The sequence below is a fragment of the Bacillus sp. F2HM genome, assembly GCF_019266135.1.
Classification (GTDB): domain Bacteria; phylum Bacillota; class Bacilli; order Bacillales; family Bacillaceae; genus Bacillus; species Bacillus safensis.
On the sequence record NZ_LRMO01000009.1, the window covers coordinates 278,148 to 295,511 of the forward strand.

Sequence of the window (17,364 nt, forward strand, 5' to 3'; positions counted from 1 at the left end):
GATTGACACTTCCTTATAGCAGTTTTGGTCTTATTTATCGTTTAATGCAGTAACACCAGGAAGTTCTTTGCCTTCCATAAATTCAAGTGAAGCGCCGCCGCCTGTAGAAATATGGCTCATCTGATCGGCAAGACCAAATTTCTCAACAGCTGCTGCTGAATCTCCACCGCCAATGACAGAATATGTATCTTTTGCTTCTGCCAGTGCTTCTGCGATTGCTTTTGTTCCTTTAGCGAATGCATCGATTTCAAATACACCCATTGGTCCGTTCCAGACAACAAGTTTGCTGTTTTTAATAACGTCAGCATACTTTTCTCTTGTCTCTGTTCCAATATCAAGTGCTTCTAGATCACTTGGAATTTCAGAGATTGGCACAATGCTTGTATTCGCATCATTTGAAAAGTCGTCGGCTACCAGAACATCTGTTGGAATCAGGAAGTTCACGCCTTTTTCTTTTGCACGGTCCATAAAGGATTTCGCTAAATCGACTTTGTCTTCTTCTAATAGAGATTTCCCTACCTCGTGACCAAGTGCTTTCACAAATGTGTAAGCAAGTCCGCCGCCGATGATGAGGTTGTCTACTTTATCAAGAAGACTTTCAATCACACCGATTTTATCCTTTACTTTTGCGCCGCCGATAATCGCTGTAAATGGGCGATCAGGATTTGAAATGGCTTTTCCTAACACCTCAAGCTCTTTTTGCATGAGGAAGCCCGAAACAGCCGGAAGATAAGCTGCAATTCCTGCTGTCGATGCATGTGCACGGTGTGCAGCACCGAACGCATCATTGACATACACATCGGCTAAATCAGCAAATGCTTTTGATAATTCAGGATCGTTCTTTTCTTCACCAGGATAGAAACGAACGTTTTCAAGCACTAGCACATCTCCTTCTTTTAAGTCAGAGATTTGCTTTTTCACGTTGTCGCCGTAAGCTTCATCTGCTTTTTTCACTTCTTTTCCAAGAAGCTCTTGCAGACGTTTTGCCACAGGTGTCAGACGCAGTTCTTCAGTAACTTGACCCTTCGGACGACCCAAATGACTAGCTAGCAGTACCTTTGCGCCTTGTCCTGTTAAATACTCAATCGTTGGTAATGCTGCGCGGATACGAGTATCATCCGTCACTTCTCCGTCCTTCATTGGAACGTTAAAATCTACGCGGCAGAACACAACTTTACCTTTTACGTCAATGTCTTTTACTGATTTCTTATTCATGCTCGTCAGGAGATCCTCCTTTATTCTGGTTTCCTTACGCATTGGACAAGACTCTCTTTATCCTTTTCCCATTTTGCCCTCATCAAAACGAGAAATCGTGCAGAACGGATAAAAACAGAGAAAAAGGGAAAGGGATGCTTCCCCTTCCCTTGTCCGTCTTCATTATATCGTGTCTCTAGGAAAGAACCAAGTGAGTTCCTTCAGTGTGAGAAATTAAAGACCTTGTTTTGCAATGTAAGCTGCAAGGTCAACAACGCGGTGAGAATATCCACTCTCGTTATCGTACCAAGAGATCACTTTCACCATGCTGCCTTCCATCACCATTGTAGAAAGAGCATCGATTGTTGAAGAGTTTGCATTACCATTGTAGTCACCAGATACTAATGGCTCTTCACTGTAGCCAAGGATTCCTTTAAGTTCTCCTTCAGCTGCTTCTTTAAGTGCTGCATTTACGTCTTCAGCTGTTACATCTTGGTTTAATTCAGCAACAAGGTCAACTAAAGAAACGTTAGGTGTTGGAACACGCATAGCGCCACCGTTTAATTTACCTTTAAGTTCAGGCAATACAAGTGAAACAGCTTTCGCAGCACCTGTAGAAGTTGGGATGATGTTTTCCGCAGCTGCACGAGCACGACGGTAGTCTTTGTGCGGAAGGTCAAGAATTTGTTGGTCATTTGTGTATGAGTGAACAGTTGTCATCATACCGCGTTTGATACCAAATTTATCGTTAAGTACTTTTGCAAATGGTGCTAAGCAGTTTGTAGTACATGATGCATTAGAAATGACATCGTGGCTAGCTGCATCGTATTTGTCTTCGTTTACACCCATAACGATTGTGATATCTTCTTCGTTAGCAGGAGCAGAGATGATGACTTTTTTAGCGCCAGCTTCTAAGTGTTTCGCAGCGTCTGCACGTTTTGTGAAGAATCCAGTAGATTCAACAACGATTTCTACGCCTTGTTTACCCCAGCTTAATTTCGCAGGGTCACGCTCAGCTGATACTTCGATTGTTTTACCGTTCACTACTAAGTTTGTACCGTCTACAGAAACCTCTGCATCTAGTTTTCCGTGAACAGAGTCATATTGTAAAAGGTGTGCAAGCATGTTAGCATCTGTTAGATCGTTAACCGCTACTACCTCAACTTCAGGATTATTTAATGCTGCACGAAATACGTTACGTCCAATACGTCCAAATCCGTTAATACCGACTTTTACTGCCATGATGTTTCCTCCTTTTATAGGTCACAATGTTTTATATTGAGGGATCAATTGACTCCCTTAATAACTCTTTTGCGGCTCCTTCGTCTGTAACGAGAACCGTTCGGCGTGGTTTTTTGAAATAAGCTTCAATCGCCCCCGCCTTTGATGATCCACCTGCAACAGCAATGATGTGTGGAATGCTTTCTAGATCATCTAGCTGCATGCCGACGGAGTGCACTTTGTGTACGACCTCACCATCACGATTAAAGTAATAGCCAAAGGCTTCTGTCACTGCGTCATGCTCATCAATCTTTTTTAAATCTTCAGCTGGTGTATTTCGTCTCATCGCCATTGTTTTTGCTTCACCAATACCATGAATGAGCATCGTGGACGATTTAATCGTTTGAAGCACTTCTTTGACGGACGGCTCTTCAATAATGGAAGAGTATGCACCTTCTGACAGCTGTCCTGGAACAAACAGCAGTTTGTAAGTACCGGAAGCTTTTTCAGCCATGTGGGCACAAATGGTGTTTGCCTGATTTTTTACATTCTCCCCAAGACCGCCTCTCGCAGGGACAAACATCATATCGCGGTTTTTGGCATCAGGGGTCATCATTTCGGCAACGGCTTCCATCGTCGTTCCGCCAGTGACGGCGACGATATTATTTCCAGTAAACCTTTTTTTCATGCATTGGACAGCAGCTCTTCCCATTTCTTGCTTCACCCACGGGGATTCGTCACTGTCACCAGAAACGATCATGACTTCTTCCAGGCCTAACTTTCTCTTTAATGTATTTTCCAAAAAAGTTAAACCTAAAACGTCCTTCATCATTCCTTCAAGCATTTCAAGCAAAGCGTGACCCTCACTAGTCAGCATCATGCCGCTCGTTTTGACATCCAGCAGGTTTTGTTCTTTTAAAAACTGAACTTCAGCACGTAAGATACGCTCACTGAGACCAAGACTCGTCGCAAGACTTCTGCGGCCAATTGGTTCAGCTAATCTGATGTACTGCAAAATGTCGTAGCGTTTTTGCATAACGATGAGAAGATCTGGCAATAATTTTTTTTGAGCTTCCAATAAACGATTCATGGCTAACGACCCTTCCTTTTCACGTTGGACTAAAAACGTCCCACTGTGACAAAAAACGTCCCGCCACAGCCAAAAAAAATCAATCCCTGCTTTCTTTAATTATTTTAACAGGATAATCTTGCATTTTCAACTCTTAGAAACACATTTAGACAAAAAATAGACACATTTTCACCGATAACCTGCTTGTCATCAAGGTTCTTGCGATGATATTTCTTTTCAAAATATTTATTTCCTTTATATAGAATGAATATACGATTGAAAATGTGCATGCTGGTGATATCAGCATGCACATTTTTTTCAGGACCTGCTTATGTTTTTGTGATGGTTCCAAACTGTTTTACCTCTTCTTTCGGTTTGATTTTGAGATAATAAATAATGTAGCAGGCAGCCATGAACGGGATTCCGCAATAAAGGCCGATTCGCTGATCCTCGATAAAAAATAAGCTGATGAGGACGATGCCAAATGCGATAAAGCCTGCTAATGGAACAAATGGATAGAGCGGTGTTCGGAAGACGAGATCCTTTACATCTCCGCCCGCCTTTATGAATTGTTTTCTAAAGTAATACTGAGACAAGCAAATAGACATCCACACTACAACAAGGACCATACCAGAAATTGAAATGAGCCATACATACACCGTTTTTGGTGCTACAACACTTGTAAGCAGGGATAGTGCAGATACACCCATTGTCACCAATAATGCATTGATCGGAATTTTACGCTTGGACAGTTTTTTCGTAAAGTCGGGACCTTTCCCATCTTTCGAAAGCGCCCAGAGCATACGTGATGATGCATATAATCCAGAGTTTGCTACAGATAAGACGGCTGTGATGATGATAAAATTCATGATATCTGCAGCATATGGTATGCCGACCTTGTCCAGCACGACGACAAACGGGCTGTCGACAGTGCCTGCTGTCTGCCACGGAAGAAGAGCGGCCAGAACTGCAATGGATAAAACGAAGAAGACCATCGTTCTCCAAATAATATTTCGTATAGATCGCGGCAATGTTTTTTCAGGGCTTTCACTCTCTCCTGCTGCAATCCCTACAAGTTCTGTTCCTTGAAAGGAGAAATTGACCGTGACCATGGTTAATAAAATAGCAAAAACGCCGTTAGGAAATAGTCCGCCATGATCCGTCAAATGACGAAATAGAGGGGCTGGTTCTCCATCTTTCAGATGAATCATTCCGAAAATTGCGCCAATTCCAATGATAATAAATAATAGGATGGCAGCGACCTTAATGGCTGAAAACCAAAACTCGGTTTCAGCGAAGCTGCGAGCTGAGATGGCATTCACGGCAAATAAAATCACACTAAATGCAAGACACCACAGCCAAACAGGGATATCTGGGAACCACCTTTGGAGCAAAATGCCTGCTGACGTAAACTCCAGTCCAATTGTACATGCCCAGCTAAACCAATAAAGCCAGCCGATCATAAAGCCTGTGGACGGGCCTATATATTTGGTTGCATACTCTTGAAAGGAACCCGCTGTCGGCATCGCCACTGCTAATTCTCCAAGACAGAGCATCACCAAATACATTAACAATCCCCCAATAATAAAGGATAGAATGGCTCCCCCGGGTCCAGCCTGATGGATAATGAGTCCTGACCCAAGGAAAAGACCAGTACCAATGACGCCGCCTAAGGCAATCATAAAGAGATGCCTGCTTTTCATGGAACGTTCTAGTTCATTATGCTGTTCTTGCTTCAAATCCGTTTCCCCACTTTCACTCTTCTATTCATCATCCTTTGACAAAATTCGCTGTTCGTTGAAAGAGAAAGGGAGAAAGTGAAGGTTTCTCCCCCTTTGACATTTATGCTTGAAATAATGCTTCAATATGACCAATCGTCCAGTCTAAATCTTCTTTAGATATCGTGAGCGGCGGTGCAAAGCGGATGACGGTCTCATGGGTTTCCTTACATAACAGTCCTGCTTGTTTCAGCTTCTCGCAATAAGGTCTCGCAGCCTCTGTCAGCTCCATGCCGATAAATAATCCGCGGCCGCGCACTTCCTTGATAACAGGACTTTGAATGCGCTTGAGTTTGTCTTTTAAGTATTCGCCAAGCTCCATAGAACGCGCTGCAAGTTTTTCGTCGATTAAGACATCTAGTGCAGCCAGCGACACCGCACACGCAAGAGGATTGCCGCCGAAGGTAGAGCCGTGAGATCCAGGGTTAAACACACCTAATATATCGCGGTTTGCTACCACACACGAGATTGGGAATACACCGCCGCCTAAAGCTTTCCCAAGAATCAGCATATCTGGTTCAATATCTTCCCAGTCACATGCAAACATCTTGCCTGTTCGCGCTAATCCGACCTGAATTTCATCTGCAATGAACAGCACATGTTCCTTTTCACAAAGCGCTTTCGCTTCCTTCAAGAAGCCTTCTGGCGGCATGACAATTCCCGCTTCTCCTTGAATAGGCTCGACCAGAAAAGCCGCTGTTTGTGGTGTAATGGCTTCACGTAACGCTTCAATATCTCCGTAAGGAATCAGTTTGATGCCTGGAAGCATTGGACCGAAACCTCTTTGATATTCTGCTTCAGAAGAAAGGGAAACTGCCGTCATCGTTCTGCCATGGAAATTTCCGACGCACGCAATGATTTCTGCGCGATTGTCTTCGATTCCCTTGACGTCATAGCCCCAGCGTCGTGCTGCTTTTACAGCTGTTTCTACCGCCTCAGCTCCAGTATTCATCGGGAGTGCCATCTCTTTATTCGTCAGTTGACAAATTTTTTCATACCAAGGGCCAAGCTGATCATTGTGAAAAGCTCTTGAGGTCAGTGTCACACGGTCTGCCTGTTTTTTGAGCGCCTCAATAATGCGGGGATGGCGATGGCCTTGGTTCACTGCGGAATACGCACTCAGCATATCCATATATCGATTGCCTTCAGGGTCTGTCACCCAAACTCCTTCAGCCTCTGAAATCACAATTGGCAGTGGATGATAGTTTGCCGCACCGTATTGTTCCGTTTGTTGAATCAATTCATTTGTCTGTGTCATCGTCTATTCCTCCTTCTATAAGCTAGCCTTTTTCAAATTAGGTTCATCTACACACATATGATATGCAAGGTTCGTGCCAACTTTCTGCCTGCATCATGTCGGTGATTGATCTGGCTCTTTATGCAAAATATCTTTGCATACGCCAAATTTTTCAGAGGAAACCGCAAAATTTTTCATGTAAAATAGAGGTAAGGTCTGGAGGTGCTTCAATGAAAGAAGATCAGTATACTGCAAAGCTGGAAAATGAGATTGATCTGTATAAACAAATGCTTGATTTAATAGATGTCGGGGTTCATGCAATTGACGAGAATGGCAATACTGTTGTTTATAATAAAAAAATGATGGAGATTGAGTCTTTGAAACGCTCTGATGTTCTCCATAAAAATGTATTAGATCTCTTCGTCTTCCAAGACGAAATGCACAGTACGCTTGTCCAAGCGCTGCGTACCGGGAAACAAACCGTTCATGCAAAGCAGACGTATCATAATTACAACGGAAAAGAAATCACAACGATTAATCATACATACCCGCTCGTTCGAGACGGCCTCATCCAAGGAGCGGTTGAAATTTCGAATGATGTGACCAAGCTGGAACGGCTGATCCACCACAATATGAAGAAAAAAGGAAGCACGCGCTTTACCTTTGATTCCATTATTGGACAAAGCCCTGCGTTTTTAGAGGTGATTGAGCATGCAAAACGAGCGACACGCACCTCTTCCTATGTACTCATTGTTGGAGAAACAGGGACAGGAAAAGAACTATTTGCGCAAAGTATTCATAACGGCAGCAGCCGGTCATCTGGACCATTTATTACCCAGAATTGCGCGGCACTGCCTGATAATCTCATTGAAAGTCTGCTCTTTGGTACACAAAAAGGGGCTTTTACAGGCGCAACTGATCAGCCCGGCTTATTTGAACAGGCGCAGGGAGGTACACTGCTGCTTGATGAGATCAACTCATTAAATCCTGGTCTTCAAGCAAAACTGCTGCGCGTATTACAGGAGAAACGTGTGAGAAGGCTTGGCAGCACAAAAGAAATCGCTGTTGATGTAAGAGTCATTGCCAATATGAATGAGGATCCTGTTGATGCAATCGCAGGCGGACGCATGCGAAAGGATTTATTTTATCGGCTGGGTATTGTCACCTTATTTATTCCGCCGCTTTCTGAACGAAAAGAAGACATTCCTACATTTGTCAGTCATTTTATTCAAAAATATAATGAGCTGTTTCAAATGAAGGTGAAGGCGGCTGACGAAGAGGTACTAGCCCTTTTTCAAGCGTATGATTGGCCGGGTAATGTACGAGAACTGGAGCATGTGATTGAAGCGGGGATGAATATGATGATGGATGAGGATTCCTTATGCATGCATCACCTTCCATATCATTTTAGATTTAAACATAGGGAAGGCCGTCCTGCAGCGCAATTACAGACGAACCCTTTACAGCATACCGCAGCTGACACGTTTATTTATACAAGCCCAGAACATACGACTGATTTTCAAACCCAAATGGAACGATTCGAAAAACAATACATCGTCCATTACTTAGAAAAAATGGACGATAATATTTCACAGACTGCAAAGTTATTGGGCATGAGCAGGCAAAGTCTGCAATATCGCATGAAAAAACTGCATATTTCTCGTTAATAATAGAGCTGTGCCCTCATTCGGCACAGCTTACTGTGGTTCTGACTGTCCTGCCTGTTCTTGATTCACATCACTCAGCAGTTTTTCTACATTTTTTAAATGCGTGAGCATCGCTCTTTCTGCTTCTTCTGGCTGTCTTGCCATGACGGCTTTGTAAATGTGTTCATGTTCTTTGTAAAGCTGCCGAATGGAGGCTTTCCTTGAAAATAAGACGACTTTTCTCGTTTCCCGCATTGTTTCTACCAGCAAGGTGGAGACCTGATTCATTAACGCCTTTAATAAATCATTCTTTGAAGCTTTTGCTAAGGAGAGATGGAAGGAGAAGTCTGCTTCTTCACCAGTTTCTTTATGTGCTTCTGCGAGTTTCATTTGTTCAAGTGCCTCACGCAGCTCATGAAGGTCATCGTCCGTTCGGAGCAGCGCTGCCTTTTTAACAGCACCCGTCTCAATAATGGATCTTAATTCAAGGAGCTGTGTGATATCATGCTGCTTCATCAAAAATGCAGGAGACAGACTAAATGTGAGCTGCTCAGGATCGAACTGCTTCACATATGTACCTTCCCCTTGCTTCATCTCTATTAATCCGATCGCTTTGAGAGCAGACAGCGCCTCTCTTACAGCAGAACGGCTGACTTGAAAGCTTTCTGAGAGCGCTTGAACCGAATCTAATTTTTCCCCCGGAAGAAGCTCACCTGTACGAATGGATTCAATTAATGCATCCGCAATTTCTTCATATATTTTTTTCGTTTTGATTTGTTTATATTTCAATTGGTCTCACCTCATCACTGTTGTCTATCCTTATCGGCTCATGCCCTATCTTATACTTTACCCCAAAATTTCCGATCACACGTCTCCCCTCTTTAATTTTCAAGAAATCTTCGGGCTGCCTTGCTTTCAACAAAAAAAGAAGCACGTGCCATGTTCTGGCAAGTACTTCTTTTTAATCGTATCGCTTCCGCAGCGTAGAGGACGGAAGATTCATTTGTTCGCGATATTTCGCAATGGTTCTGCGCGACGCGCGGATGCCGAAGGTTTGCTGAAGCAGCGTCATGATTTGCTGATCTGAATACGGTTTTTTCTTGTTTTCCGTTTGGATGAGCTCTGCAATGTGCGTTTTGACAGTGTAGCTGGACGCTTCTTCTAGCGAATGCCCTTCTAATTTCGCTTGGAAAAACTGTTTCATTTCCATAAGACCATAAGGGGTTTGCACCATTTTCCCTTTTACAGTCCGGCTGACTGTTGACTCATGCACTTGCAGTATATCTGCGATCCGCTTCATCGTAAGCGGTTTCATTTTATGTTTCCCTGTTAGGAAAAAATCGGTCTGATGTGAGATAATCTCACGAACGACATGAGTCATCGTTTGCTTTCTTTGCTTCAGCGCTTGGACAAGCCAATTGTACTGCTGCTCTTTTTCCTTTAAATACGCATATGCTTCATGCCGCTTTTGATCTTGAATCATGGCGAAGTAGCCTTCATTCATTTCTACGTCTGGAAAAGCGCGCTGATTCAGCTCAAATGTGATGTGATCCTGCACCACAGTAATCGTCACATCAGGCTCTATATACACATGCTCTTCATCATATGAGAAATGAAGACCTGGTCTTGGTTCAAGCTGAGACACTTCATCTTGTACCGCCTGTAGTGTTTTCATTGAAACACCTGTTTTCGCCGCAATTTCCTTCCAAGCCTTTCTGGCAAAAAGAAAGAAATGCTCTTCGATGATCAGCTCGGCTTCATACCAGCGCTTCTTTTTCCTTCTCAGCTGAAGGAGGATGCATTCCTGCAATGATCTTGCGCCAATCCCGGCAGGCTCCAGCGATTGCAGCTGATGAAGGACAGCTTCTACTTCTTCAGCTGGCACCTCTAAGACAGCTGCCATTGCGTCAATCGGTTCATTTAGATAGCCATTGGAATCAATGGACTCAATCATAAAGTGGAAGATTCTTTGATTCTTTTCACTTAAATTTAAATCAATCGCCTGTCTTTTTAAAAACATTTGCAGGCTTTCTTTTTGATGCGTTCGATACGGCTCTGTCATTCGATCGTGTGATTTTTTATGATAAACTGGTTGATAGCTGTCCGTGTCTTTCCGCTCAATCAGAGGGTTCTCAAGTGCTAACTGGTCAAGATACTCGCCGAGCTCTGTGCAATTCAGCTGCATCAGCGTAATGGCCTGCCTGAGTTCTGGTGTGAGCACCTGCTTTAATACCTGTTCTTGTTGCAGTTTAAGGCTCATTGTCTCCCCTCCCTCTCATCATTTTACATGAAGATTGACGGACCGTATATACGAAATAGGAGTGATTTCTATGTCTGAACTTTTTTCCGTTCCATACTTTGTCGACAACTTGAAGCAGCACATCGCCATGAACCAAAATGAAGACAAGGTTCATGCCATGAATGCCTATTACCGCTCAGTGGTGTCAACGCTTGTTCAAGACCAGCTGACCAAAAATGCGGTTGTATTGAAGCGAATTCAGCATCTTGATGAAGCCTATCAAAAGGTGAAAAAAGAAAGCGAATGAACGAAAAAGAACACCCTTTGTCAAGATGACAAAGGGTGTTTATCATATGCGAAAAGTTTCTGATCCAGCCTCGATTTATACATCATCAAAAAGCCAGACCGCCCGACAGTATAAATGATAAAGGCAAACCATAGGCCATGATTGTGCCAAAGGGGCGTGACCGCGGTTTGAACGACGATAAACAAAATCATCGCAAACAGCATCGAATTTCTAACAGGGGCAATTTCTGTCGCACCTGTAAATACGCCGTAAATGACCAAACCGAAACAAGCCGCAAACGGAAAAAGAACGAGCCAGTTTGCATAGCGTAATGTCACATCTAGCAGCTGAGGGAGATTTGTAAACAAGCTCAATATCGGCTCTTTTAATAAAAAATAAACCGCCGCAATGACACATGCCATGACAAGTGCCCACTGCCTCGAAAGGGTTATGGTTTTTTCATAGAGGGTGCGGTCATTTGCACCAACTGATCTGCCAACTAGGATGCTGGACGCATTGGCAAAACCATCGAACAAATAAGCCATGATGTAGTGAATTTGAAATAAGATGGCATTGGCTGCCAGCAGCTCTGTACCAAAAGAAGCACCTTTTGCCGTAAACATATTGATGACCACTAGCAGACAGATCGTACGAATAAACAAATCCTTATTCACATGAAACATTTTCTGCACTGCCTGAGTATCCATGATTTTCTTGATGGAAGGCATCTGGAATCCGTTTGACGAATGCTTCATGATGATCCATGCCCCTAACACAAAAGCGGTTATTTCAGATATCAATGTCGCAGCCGCAACTCCTTTGACTGCAAACGAAAACACATGAGCAAGCAGAAATGCGAGGGCCATATTCATAACATTGATCAAGATTTGTAATGAAAGAGCTTCTTTCATTTTTGCCATCCCCATCAGCCAGCCCAATATGACATAATTCATTAAAGTAAATGGCGCTCCCCAAATGCGAATATGAAAATAGTCTGCGGCGAATTGACGGACATCAGCATCAGGAGAGATCACTAGAAAAGCAGATTGAATGATCGGCCATTGCAGGGCAATAAAACAAAGTCCGACAATGATGGCGACGAAAAAAGGTCTTAGAAAAGCAAGAACGCCCTGCTCCTCATTCTGCGCACCGTTTGCCTGGGCGGCAAAAGCAGATGTACTGACCCGCAAAAAACCAAACAGCCAATATAATGTACTGAAAATGAGACTGCCAACCGCAACGCCTCCAATATAAGCGGGATTTGCGAGCTGACCGACAACCGCTGTATCAACAGCTCCCAGTAATGGAGTGGTCATCGTTGAAATTGTTAAAGGAATGGCCAAAGCTAAATACGCTCGATGGTTCACGATGCCACCTGCCTTTCATGAAAAATAGCCTCTTCTAAAAGAAGCGCAGTTTGCCTGCAAAGGGGCTAAACTGGGGCTTTATTTTCGCCCTTTGCTTTTTACCGAATGCGACGCTTTGGCTACACGCTGAGGTATTGATAAAATGAAGATTTACCGAACCGGTCTGCCAATCGTTCGTGACAAAGGATGGTCTGCGAGCATTGCATTTCTCATTTTCCGCACCGCTTCCTTTTCTGATGAAAAAAATTCATCCTTTGATTGAAATTGGGCAGCAAGCTCTCCTTGATCAAGAATCGCCAATTGATCACATAAGTGATAGGCTGCTGTTATATCATGTGTAATAAATAAGTAAGCCACACCCAGCTCCTTCTTTAATTCTACTAATAAATCTAAAATGACAGCCTGCGTCACCATGTCTAAGCTGCTGACAGATTCATCAAGTACAATGAGCTTTGGCTGGAGCAATAAGGCTCTAGCGATGTTGATCCTTTGCAGCTGGCCGCCGCTGAATTGGTGCGGATATTTAGACAAATCCTTTTCACCGAGCCCAACTCTTTCCAGCCAGTGAATCAGTACGTTTTTACGTTCCTTCCGGCTCATAGATTCATAGTTTTCAAGCGGTTCAGATAAAATTTGTTCAACTGTCCATCTTGGATTTACCGCGGAATAGGAATCCTGAAACACTGCTTGCACATGCCGGCGAAAATGCTTACGTGTTGGCTGATCTGCACGATAGACATCCTGACCTTCAAAAAGCACCTGCCCAGCTCTTGGTTTCTCTAAACCAAGTATGATGCGGCCAAGTGTACTTTTCCCTGCGCCGCTTTGTCCCAGCAGCCCAATGCATGTGCCTTCTTCAATAGTTAAATCGACGCTTTTCAGAACAGGGGCTGCGCCTTTTTTTCTCATTAGAAACGACCGACTGTTGTATGCATGACTGACTGCTTTCACTTCTAATAAATGCAAGGGACTTCTCACCTCAAATCGGACAAACAGCTGGGATGGATGGACGAGCTGCTAATAGTTTTTTTGTATAATCATGCTTTGGTTGTTCAAAAAGTTCAAGAACTCCTGCCTTTTCAACAATTTCTCCTTGTTTCATGACGACAACTTGATCTGCCATTTCAGCAATGACACCAAGATCGTGTGTAATGAGTAAAATGGCCGTTCCATGTTCATGACGAATTTGGTTCAGATGCTGAAGCACCCGTTTCTGATTGTGTACATCTAATGCGGTTGTCGGCTCATCTGCAATGATGAGGGGCGGGTGCATACAGGCAGCCATGGCGATCATGACACGCTGCAACATCCCTCCGCTTAATTCAAAAGGATACTTATTGAACAGCTGATCTGGCTGCGGCAGATTCATTTGCGCTAACGCATCCATTGCCTGTGCTTGTGCCTGCCTTTTACTGACAGCAGTATGCCGGCGGATGGTTTCAACCAGCTGATGACCGATTGTCCATACCGGCGTAAAGCTGTTCATTGGATTTTGCATAATATACGAGATGTCTTTGCCCCGAATGGAACGCATATCCTTTTCACTTATACCAATCAATTCTCGTCCCTGTAATGTGATACTGCCAGTGACTTCAGTTGTTTTTCGATCAAGCATACGTAAGATCGACATACTTGTCACTGTTTTCCCGCAGCCGCTCTCACCAATTAATCCAAGGATTTGACCGCGCCCTACTTCAAACGAGACTTCTTGAATAAGAGGGCTTTTCCCTTGAGGTGTTTTCGTCTGCACATGCAGGTTCTCTACTTGTAAAATGGACTCTTGCACATTGATCATTCCTTTACACACGGCGTTTGATGCCATATTTCTCTGAAAGGGCTTCTCCTAGTAAATTAAACAGAATCACCACAGCCATGATCACAAGACCTGGGTACAGCATTAACTGAGGATTCGTTTGAATGTAAGATTTCCCTTCATGAATCATCGCTCCCCATTCAGGCATAGGAGGCTGAACCCCTAATCCGAGGAAAGACATCGCAGAAATGTCCATAATCGCCCATCCCATTTCGAGTGTTCCAATGACTGCTAATGGCGGCAGGACATTGGGAATCATATGCTTTCTCATGATGTTCCAATGCGAGGTTCCACTGATTTTTGCAGCTGCAATAAAGTTCTGTTCTTTTAAACTCAGCACCATTCCTCGGAAGACGCGGGCATAATATACCCATTGCACAAGCATCAAGGCAAGTACGACTTGAGGAAGTCCCGGACCGAAGATGCCGACTAATCCAAGGATCAGCACCAGGTTGGGAAATGCCATGACGCCGTCACAGATTCTCATCAAAACATGATCGATCCAGCCGCCTTTGTATCCTGAAAAGAGGCCGACAATTAAACCAATGAATAACGAAGAAAGAAAGATTAATAACGCACAGCCGAGCGAAATACGCGCACCATATAAAATACGAGATAAATTGCATCGTCCTAATTGATCCGTTCCAAGAGGATACTCCCATGAAGATCCCTTTAGCTTCATTGCTAGATTGACAGCTGCCGGATCATGTGGAGCGATCCATGGTGCACATATTGTCACAATCAGCAGGAGACCGAGCAGCAAAGCGCAGATCGAGATCATCTTTTGATGAGAGAAGAGATGTTTTACTTTTGTCATCATTGCTGGCGGCCTTCCTTTCTAGAAATACGGGGGTCAATGATCAGCTGAACTAAGTCAACGATCAAGCTGCTCAAGATAAAAATACAGGCTGACATGAGGACATAAAATTGAATGACAGGCAGATCCCGGTTAAAGATCGCTTCAATAAAAAAGCGGCCAAACCCTGGCCATGAGAAAACGGCCTCTACAATAATGGTTCCTGTTAACAGCTTGCCAAGGTTCACACCTAGTCCGGTCAGCATTGGCGATATCGCCATTCTGAACACATGCTTGAACATGATCGATTGTTCCTTCAATCCTCTGATTCTCGCATATTGAACGAAAGGCTCTTGAAGCGCCTCACTCACACTTGACCGTAACAGCCTTGTATACGTAGCAATTAAAGGGACTGCCAGTGTGATCGACGGCAGAATGAGATGCTCCCATGTTCCAATCCCTTCAACTGGTAAGAGGTCAAGCTTCACTGAAAAAAAGAAGATGAGCAAATACCCCAAGACAAACGTCGGGATAGATGCTCCTAAGAAAGAAATGAGCCGGCTCACATGATCAACGGCACCATTTTTCCTCATACCGCTGAAAAAGCCGAGCGGAATGCTGACACAAATAGCGATCAGCAGACTGGTAAGTGCCAATTGAATCGTCGCCGGTATTCGATAAATCACCTCATCAACGACAGGCTGATTGGACATATACGACCTGCCGAAATCAAGGTGAATGACTTTTTCAATGGTATGAAGATACTGGATATAAAACGGCTCATCTAAGCCGAATTCACTTCGTTTTTGCGCTAATATTTCATCTGTAGGCTGGATATGAGCCGCTGCTAAATATGCCTCAGCCGGGTCAACTGGCGAGAGGTGAATCATACCAGTTGTGAGCAGTGTGGCTAATAAAAATACAGGAATAATTGATAGCACTCGTTTGACGATATAGCGGCCCATTTCCTTACCTTCCTTCTGTTACTTCAGTTTAATGCCTGTGAAAGGATGTTCATCACGATTTGCAGGGAATTCAAAGTCCTTCACAGCTTTTTGATAAACGGCTGTCTTTTTAAAATAAGAGATTGGCACAATTGCCCCTTGATCCTGTAAAGAGGATAAGACAGACGAATACAGTGCTTTGCGTTTCTTTTCATTTGTTGTGGATGGAATTTCCGTCATTTCTTTGATCAGCTTTTCCTTATTTGGGTAGGCTGAAATGGCTTCTTTGAATCCAAAGCCATCTGATGAAAGAACGTTCATAAATGTATGCGGATCATACGGCGCTCCGTAGTTGCTAAAGAAGTTCATATCAAACTTATTGGCTTTAAAGCGTTGAACCTGTGTTGCCAAATCCACACCCTCAAGCTTGACGCCGACACCAACGGCTGCCCATTCTGCTTGCAGCGTTTCCGCCATCGCTTTTTGAATCGATTCCGCTGAGTCATACATCATACTAAACCCAAGCTTTTTCCCATCTTTTTCACGAACAGATTTTCCTTTTGGAAGTGTCCAGCCCGCTTCATCCAGCAATGCTTTGGCTTTGTCCACATCATATTTGAAAGACTTCACTTGAATGTGTGACGTATACGGCATGTTAGTCGGCAAGATGTGATCTGCTTCATCCTCTAAACCTGAGGTGACCCCTTCTACCATTGATTTTTTATTGAAGGCATATTGAAGGGCATGACGCACTTTCTCATCTGACAGCTGATCCACTTTTGTGTTCATAACAAGCTGTCTCGTTGCAACAGGCTCTGACATTTTCGTTTCATACTTGCCGCTTGCCTCCAGCTGTTTGTAGGAATCAAGGCTAATGGTTCCTTCTCCGTAAAGTAAATCCACATCACCTTTTTCAAATGCCATGACTCTCGTTTCCGCATCTGGGATGACCTTTACCTTGATTTCTTTTACCTTTGGTTTTTCTCCCCAATAATGATCGTTTCGTTCGAAAATGGCATAATCATCTTTCTTATATGTTTTTAAAACCCAAGGGCCTGTCCCCACTGGTTTTTCAATTCCTTTTGACGTATCTCCATTTTTAGGGAAACCTGCTTCACCTAAGAAACGAACTGGACGAACAACGGCTAATTCTTGCACAGTTGGATAATATGGTGCTGTTAATGTGAGTTTAAATGTCTTTTTATCAACGGCTTCTGTCTTTTTGATTTTCTTAATGACACCTAACCAGCTATGTAAATCTTTATTTTTTAAAATTGTATCGAAGTTCTTTTTGACAATGTCCGCATTAAATTCAGACCCGTCTGAGAATGTCACTCCGTCTCTTAAATGGAACGTATACACCTTGCCATCCTTTGAAACATCCCATGATTTCGCTAATTCAGGTTTCAGCTTACCATTCTTTTGATAGCTGACCAATGGCTCATAAATCATTGATTGCGCAAATAATTGTGATGGGTTGTATACGTGTGGATTCATTTCACCAATATCTCTTGGCCACGCCATTGTGATCATATCAGGATGATCCTTATTGCCTTCTGCTCCATTGTTTGTTTGAGAGCATCCTACTAGTAAAAAGAAAATAAGCAGGAATGGTAACACTGAATTTATTTTAATTTTCGGAAAATTTCTCCAAATAGACATAAGTTGTTCCTCCTAATTGATGCTGATAATCATTTTCATTTTAAGGAGGAAGGAAGCCGTTGTCAATATCATATTTGAAACGAAATAACAATACTTATTCCTATTTATTCCA

15 protein-coding genes are annotated in these 17,364 nt (G+C 43.3%); 2 read left to right on the forward strand and 13 right to left on the reverse strand.

The genetic code is table 11. The annotated features are described in order from the left end of the window. Positions 1-30 precede the first annotated feature (30 nt). The 5 genes from AWT60_RS06625 to AWT60_RS06645 form a co-directional block, all read right to left on the reverse strand. The gene (locus AWT60_RS06625; protein ID WP_024426073.1) at positions 31-1,215 is read right to left on the reverse strand and encodes a phosphoglycerate kinase; all 1,185 of its coding nucleotides are present in this window, start codon (positions 1,213-1,215) and stop codon (positions 31-33) included. 213 nt (positions 1,216-1,428) lie between these two features. After that, positions 1,429-2,436, reverse strand: a complete 1,008-nt coding sequence (gene gap / locus AWT60_RS06630) for a type I glyceraldehyde-3-phosphate dehydrogenase (RefSeq protein ID WP_007500174.1) — start codon at positions 2,434-2,436, stop codon at positions 1,429-1,431. Between the two features lie 31 nt (positions 2,437-2,467). Then, a complete protein-coding gene (locus AWT60_RS06635; protein ID WP_041088211.1) occupies positions 2,468-3,505 on the reverse strand; it encodes a sugar-binding transcriptional regulator in 1,038 nt (345 codons plus the stop codon). 308 nt (positions 3,506-3,813) lie between these two features. Continuing rightward, positions 3,814-5,187 carry an amino acid permease gene (locus AWT60_RS06640; RefSeq protein WP_052468279.1) on the reverse strand — a complete coding sequence of 458 codons (1,374 nt, stop codon included), beginning with the start codon at positions 5,185-5,187 and terminating at the stop codon, positions 3,814-3,816. Positions 5,188-5,326: 139 nt separating this feature from the next. Further along, the gene (locus AWT60_RS06645) at positions 5,327-6,520 is read right to left on the reverse strand and encodes an ornithine--oxo-acid transaminase (RefSeq protein WP_218677052.1); all 1,194 of its coding nucleotides are present in this window, start codon (positions 6,518-6,520) and stop codon (positions 5,327-5,329) included. 209 nt (positions 6,521-6,729) lie between these two features. Between AWT60_RS06645 and AWT60_RS06650 the strand changes: the two genes are divergently transcribed. Further along, entirely contained in the window at positions 6,730-8,166 is a 1,437-nt protein-coding gene (locus AWT60_RS06650; protein WP_056765766.1) for a sigma-54 interaction domain-containing protein, read from the forward strand. Positions 8,167-8,196: 30 nt separating this feature from the next. On the opposite strand, the gene AWT60_RS06655 is transcribed toward AWT60_RS06650, so the two are convergent. Both AWT60_RS06655 and rpoN read right to left on the reverse strand, forming a co-directional pair. Further along, positions 8,197-8,934 carry a FadR/GntR family transcriptional regulator gene (locus AWT60_RS06655; RefSeq protein ID WP_041107850.1) on the reverse strand — a complete coding sequence of 246 codons (738 nt, stop codon included), beginning with the start codon at positions 8,932-8,934 and terminating at the stop codon, positions 8,197-8,199. 172 nt (positions 8,935-9,106) lie between these two features. Next, positions 9,107-10,405 (reverse strand): RNA polymerase factor sigma-54, encoded by a 1,299-nt coding sequence (gene rpoN, locus AWT60_RS06660; protein WP_218677053.1) that lies wholly within the window; start codon positions 10,403-10,405, stop codon positions 9,107-9,109. Positions 10,406-10,475: 70 nt separating this feature from the next. On the opposite strand from rpoN, the gene yvfG reads away from it, so the two are divergent. Next, positions 10,476-10,691 (forward strand): protein YvfG, encoded by a 216-nt coding sequence (yvfG, locus tag AWT60_RS06665; protein ID WP_024423509.1) that lies wholly within the window; start codon positions 10,476-10,478, stop codon positions 10,689-10,691. A 20-nt stretch (positions 10,692-10,711) separates the two neighbouring features. Here the strand turns inward: yvfG and AWT60_RS06670 are convergent, their stop codons facing one another. The 6 genes from AWT60_RS06670 to nikA all read right to left on the reverse strand — a co-directional run bounded on the left by AWT60_RS06670 (position 10,712) and on the right by nikA (position 17,252). Beyond that, on the reverse strand, positions 10,712-12,037 hold the full coding sequence (locus tag AWT60_RS06670) for an MATE family efflux transporter (protein WP_076840068.1): 1,326 nt from the start codon (positions 12,035-12,037) through the stop codon (positions 10,712-10,714). A gap of 150 nt (positions 12,038-12,187) precedes the next feature. Next, positions 12,188-13,003: a nickel import ATP-binding protein NikE gene (nikE, locus tag AWT60_RS06675; RefSeq protein WP_218677054.1), complete on the reverse strand. Its 816-nt coding sequence runs from the start codon at positions 13,001-13,003 to the stop codon at positions 12,188-12,190. Between the two features lie 13 nt (positions 13,004-13,016). Then, positions 13,017-13,832, reverse strand: coding sequence for a nickel import ATP-binding protein NikD (nikD, locus tag AWT60_RS06680; protein ID WP_202738599.1), 816 nt, complete (start codon positions 13,830-13,832; stop codon positions 13,017-13,019). Positions 13,833-13,836: 4 nt separating this feature from the next. Beyond that, positions 13,837-14,670: a nickel ABC transporter permease subunit NikC gene (gene nikC, locus AWT60_RS06685; RefSeq protein ID WP_218677055.1), complete on the reverse strand. Its 834-nt coding sequence runs from the start codon at positions 14,668-14,670 to the stop codon at positions 13,837-13,839. Then, on the reverse strand, positions 14,667-15,611 hold the full coding sequence (gene nikB, locus AWT60_RS06690) for a nickel ABC transporter permease subunit NikB (RefSeq protein WP_218677056.1): 945 nt from the start codon (positions 15,609-15,611) through the stop codon (positions 14,667-14,669). The genes nikC and nikB overlap by 4 nt, the downstream gene beginning before the upstream one ends. Positions 15,612-15,629: 18 nt before the next feature. Continuing rightward, positions 15,630-17,252, reverse strand: a complete 1,623-nt coding sequence (gene nikA / locus AWT60_RS06695; protein WP_218677057.1) for a nickel ABC transporter substrate-binding protein — start codon at positions 17,250-17,252, stop codon at positions 15,630-15,632. Positions 17,253-17,364 lie beyond the last annotated feature (112 nt).

Excerpts from the sequence above, each read along its gene's own strand:
- nikB (WP_218677056.1), bottom strand. The coding sequence starts at position 15,611 with ATGGGCCGCTATATCGTCAAACGAGTGCTATCAATTATTCCTGTATTT.
- nikC (WP_218677055.1), bottom strand. The coding sequence starts at position 14,670 with ATGATGACAAAAGTAAAACATCTCTTCTCTCATCAAAAGATGATCTCG.
- yvfG (WP_024423509.1), top strand. The coding sequence starts at position 10,476 with ATGTCTGAACTTTTTTCCGTTCCATACTTTGTCGACAACTTGAAGCAG.
- AWT60_RS06650 (WP_056765766.1), top strand. The coding sequence starts at position 6,730 with ATGAAAGAAGATCAGTATACTGCAAAGCTGGAAAATGAGATTGATCTG.
- AWT60_RS06640 (WP_052468279.1), bottom strand. The coding sequence starts at position 5,187 with ATGAAAAGCAGGCATCTCTTTATGATTGCCTTAGGCGGCGTCATTGGT.
- AWT60_RS06635 (WP_041088211.1), bottom strand. The coding sequence starts at position 3,505 with ATGAATCGTTTATTGGAAGCTCAAAAAAAATTATTGCCAGATCTTCTC.
- nikA (WP_218677057.1), bottom strand. The coding sequence starts at position 17,252 with ATGTCTATTTGGAGAAATTTTCCGAAAATTAAAATAAATTCAGTGTTA.
- rpoN (WP_218677053.1), bottom strand. The coding sequence starts at position 10,405 with ATGAGCCTTAAACTGCAACAAGAACAGGTATTAAAGCAGGTGCTCACA.
- AWT60_RS06645 (WP_218677052.1), bottom strand. The coding sequence starts at position 6,520 with ATGACACAGACAAATGAATTGATTCAACAAACGGAACAATACGGTGCG.
- AWT60_RS06625 (WP_024426073.1), bottom strand. The coding sequence starts at position 1,215 with ATGAATAAGAAATCAGTAAAAGACATTGACGTAAAAGGTAAAGTTGTG.
- nikD (WP_202738599.1), bottom strand. The coding sequence starts at position 13,832 with ATGATCAATGTGCAAGAGTCCATTTTACAAGTAGAGAACCTGCATGTG.
- gap (WP_007500174.1), bottom strand. The coding sequence starts at position 2,436 with ATGGCAGTAAAAGTCGGTATTAACGGATTTGGACGTATTGGACGTAAC.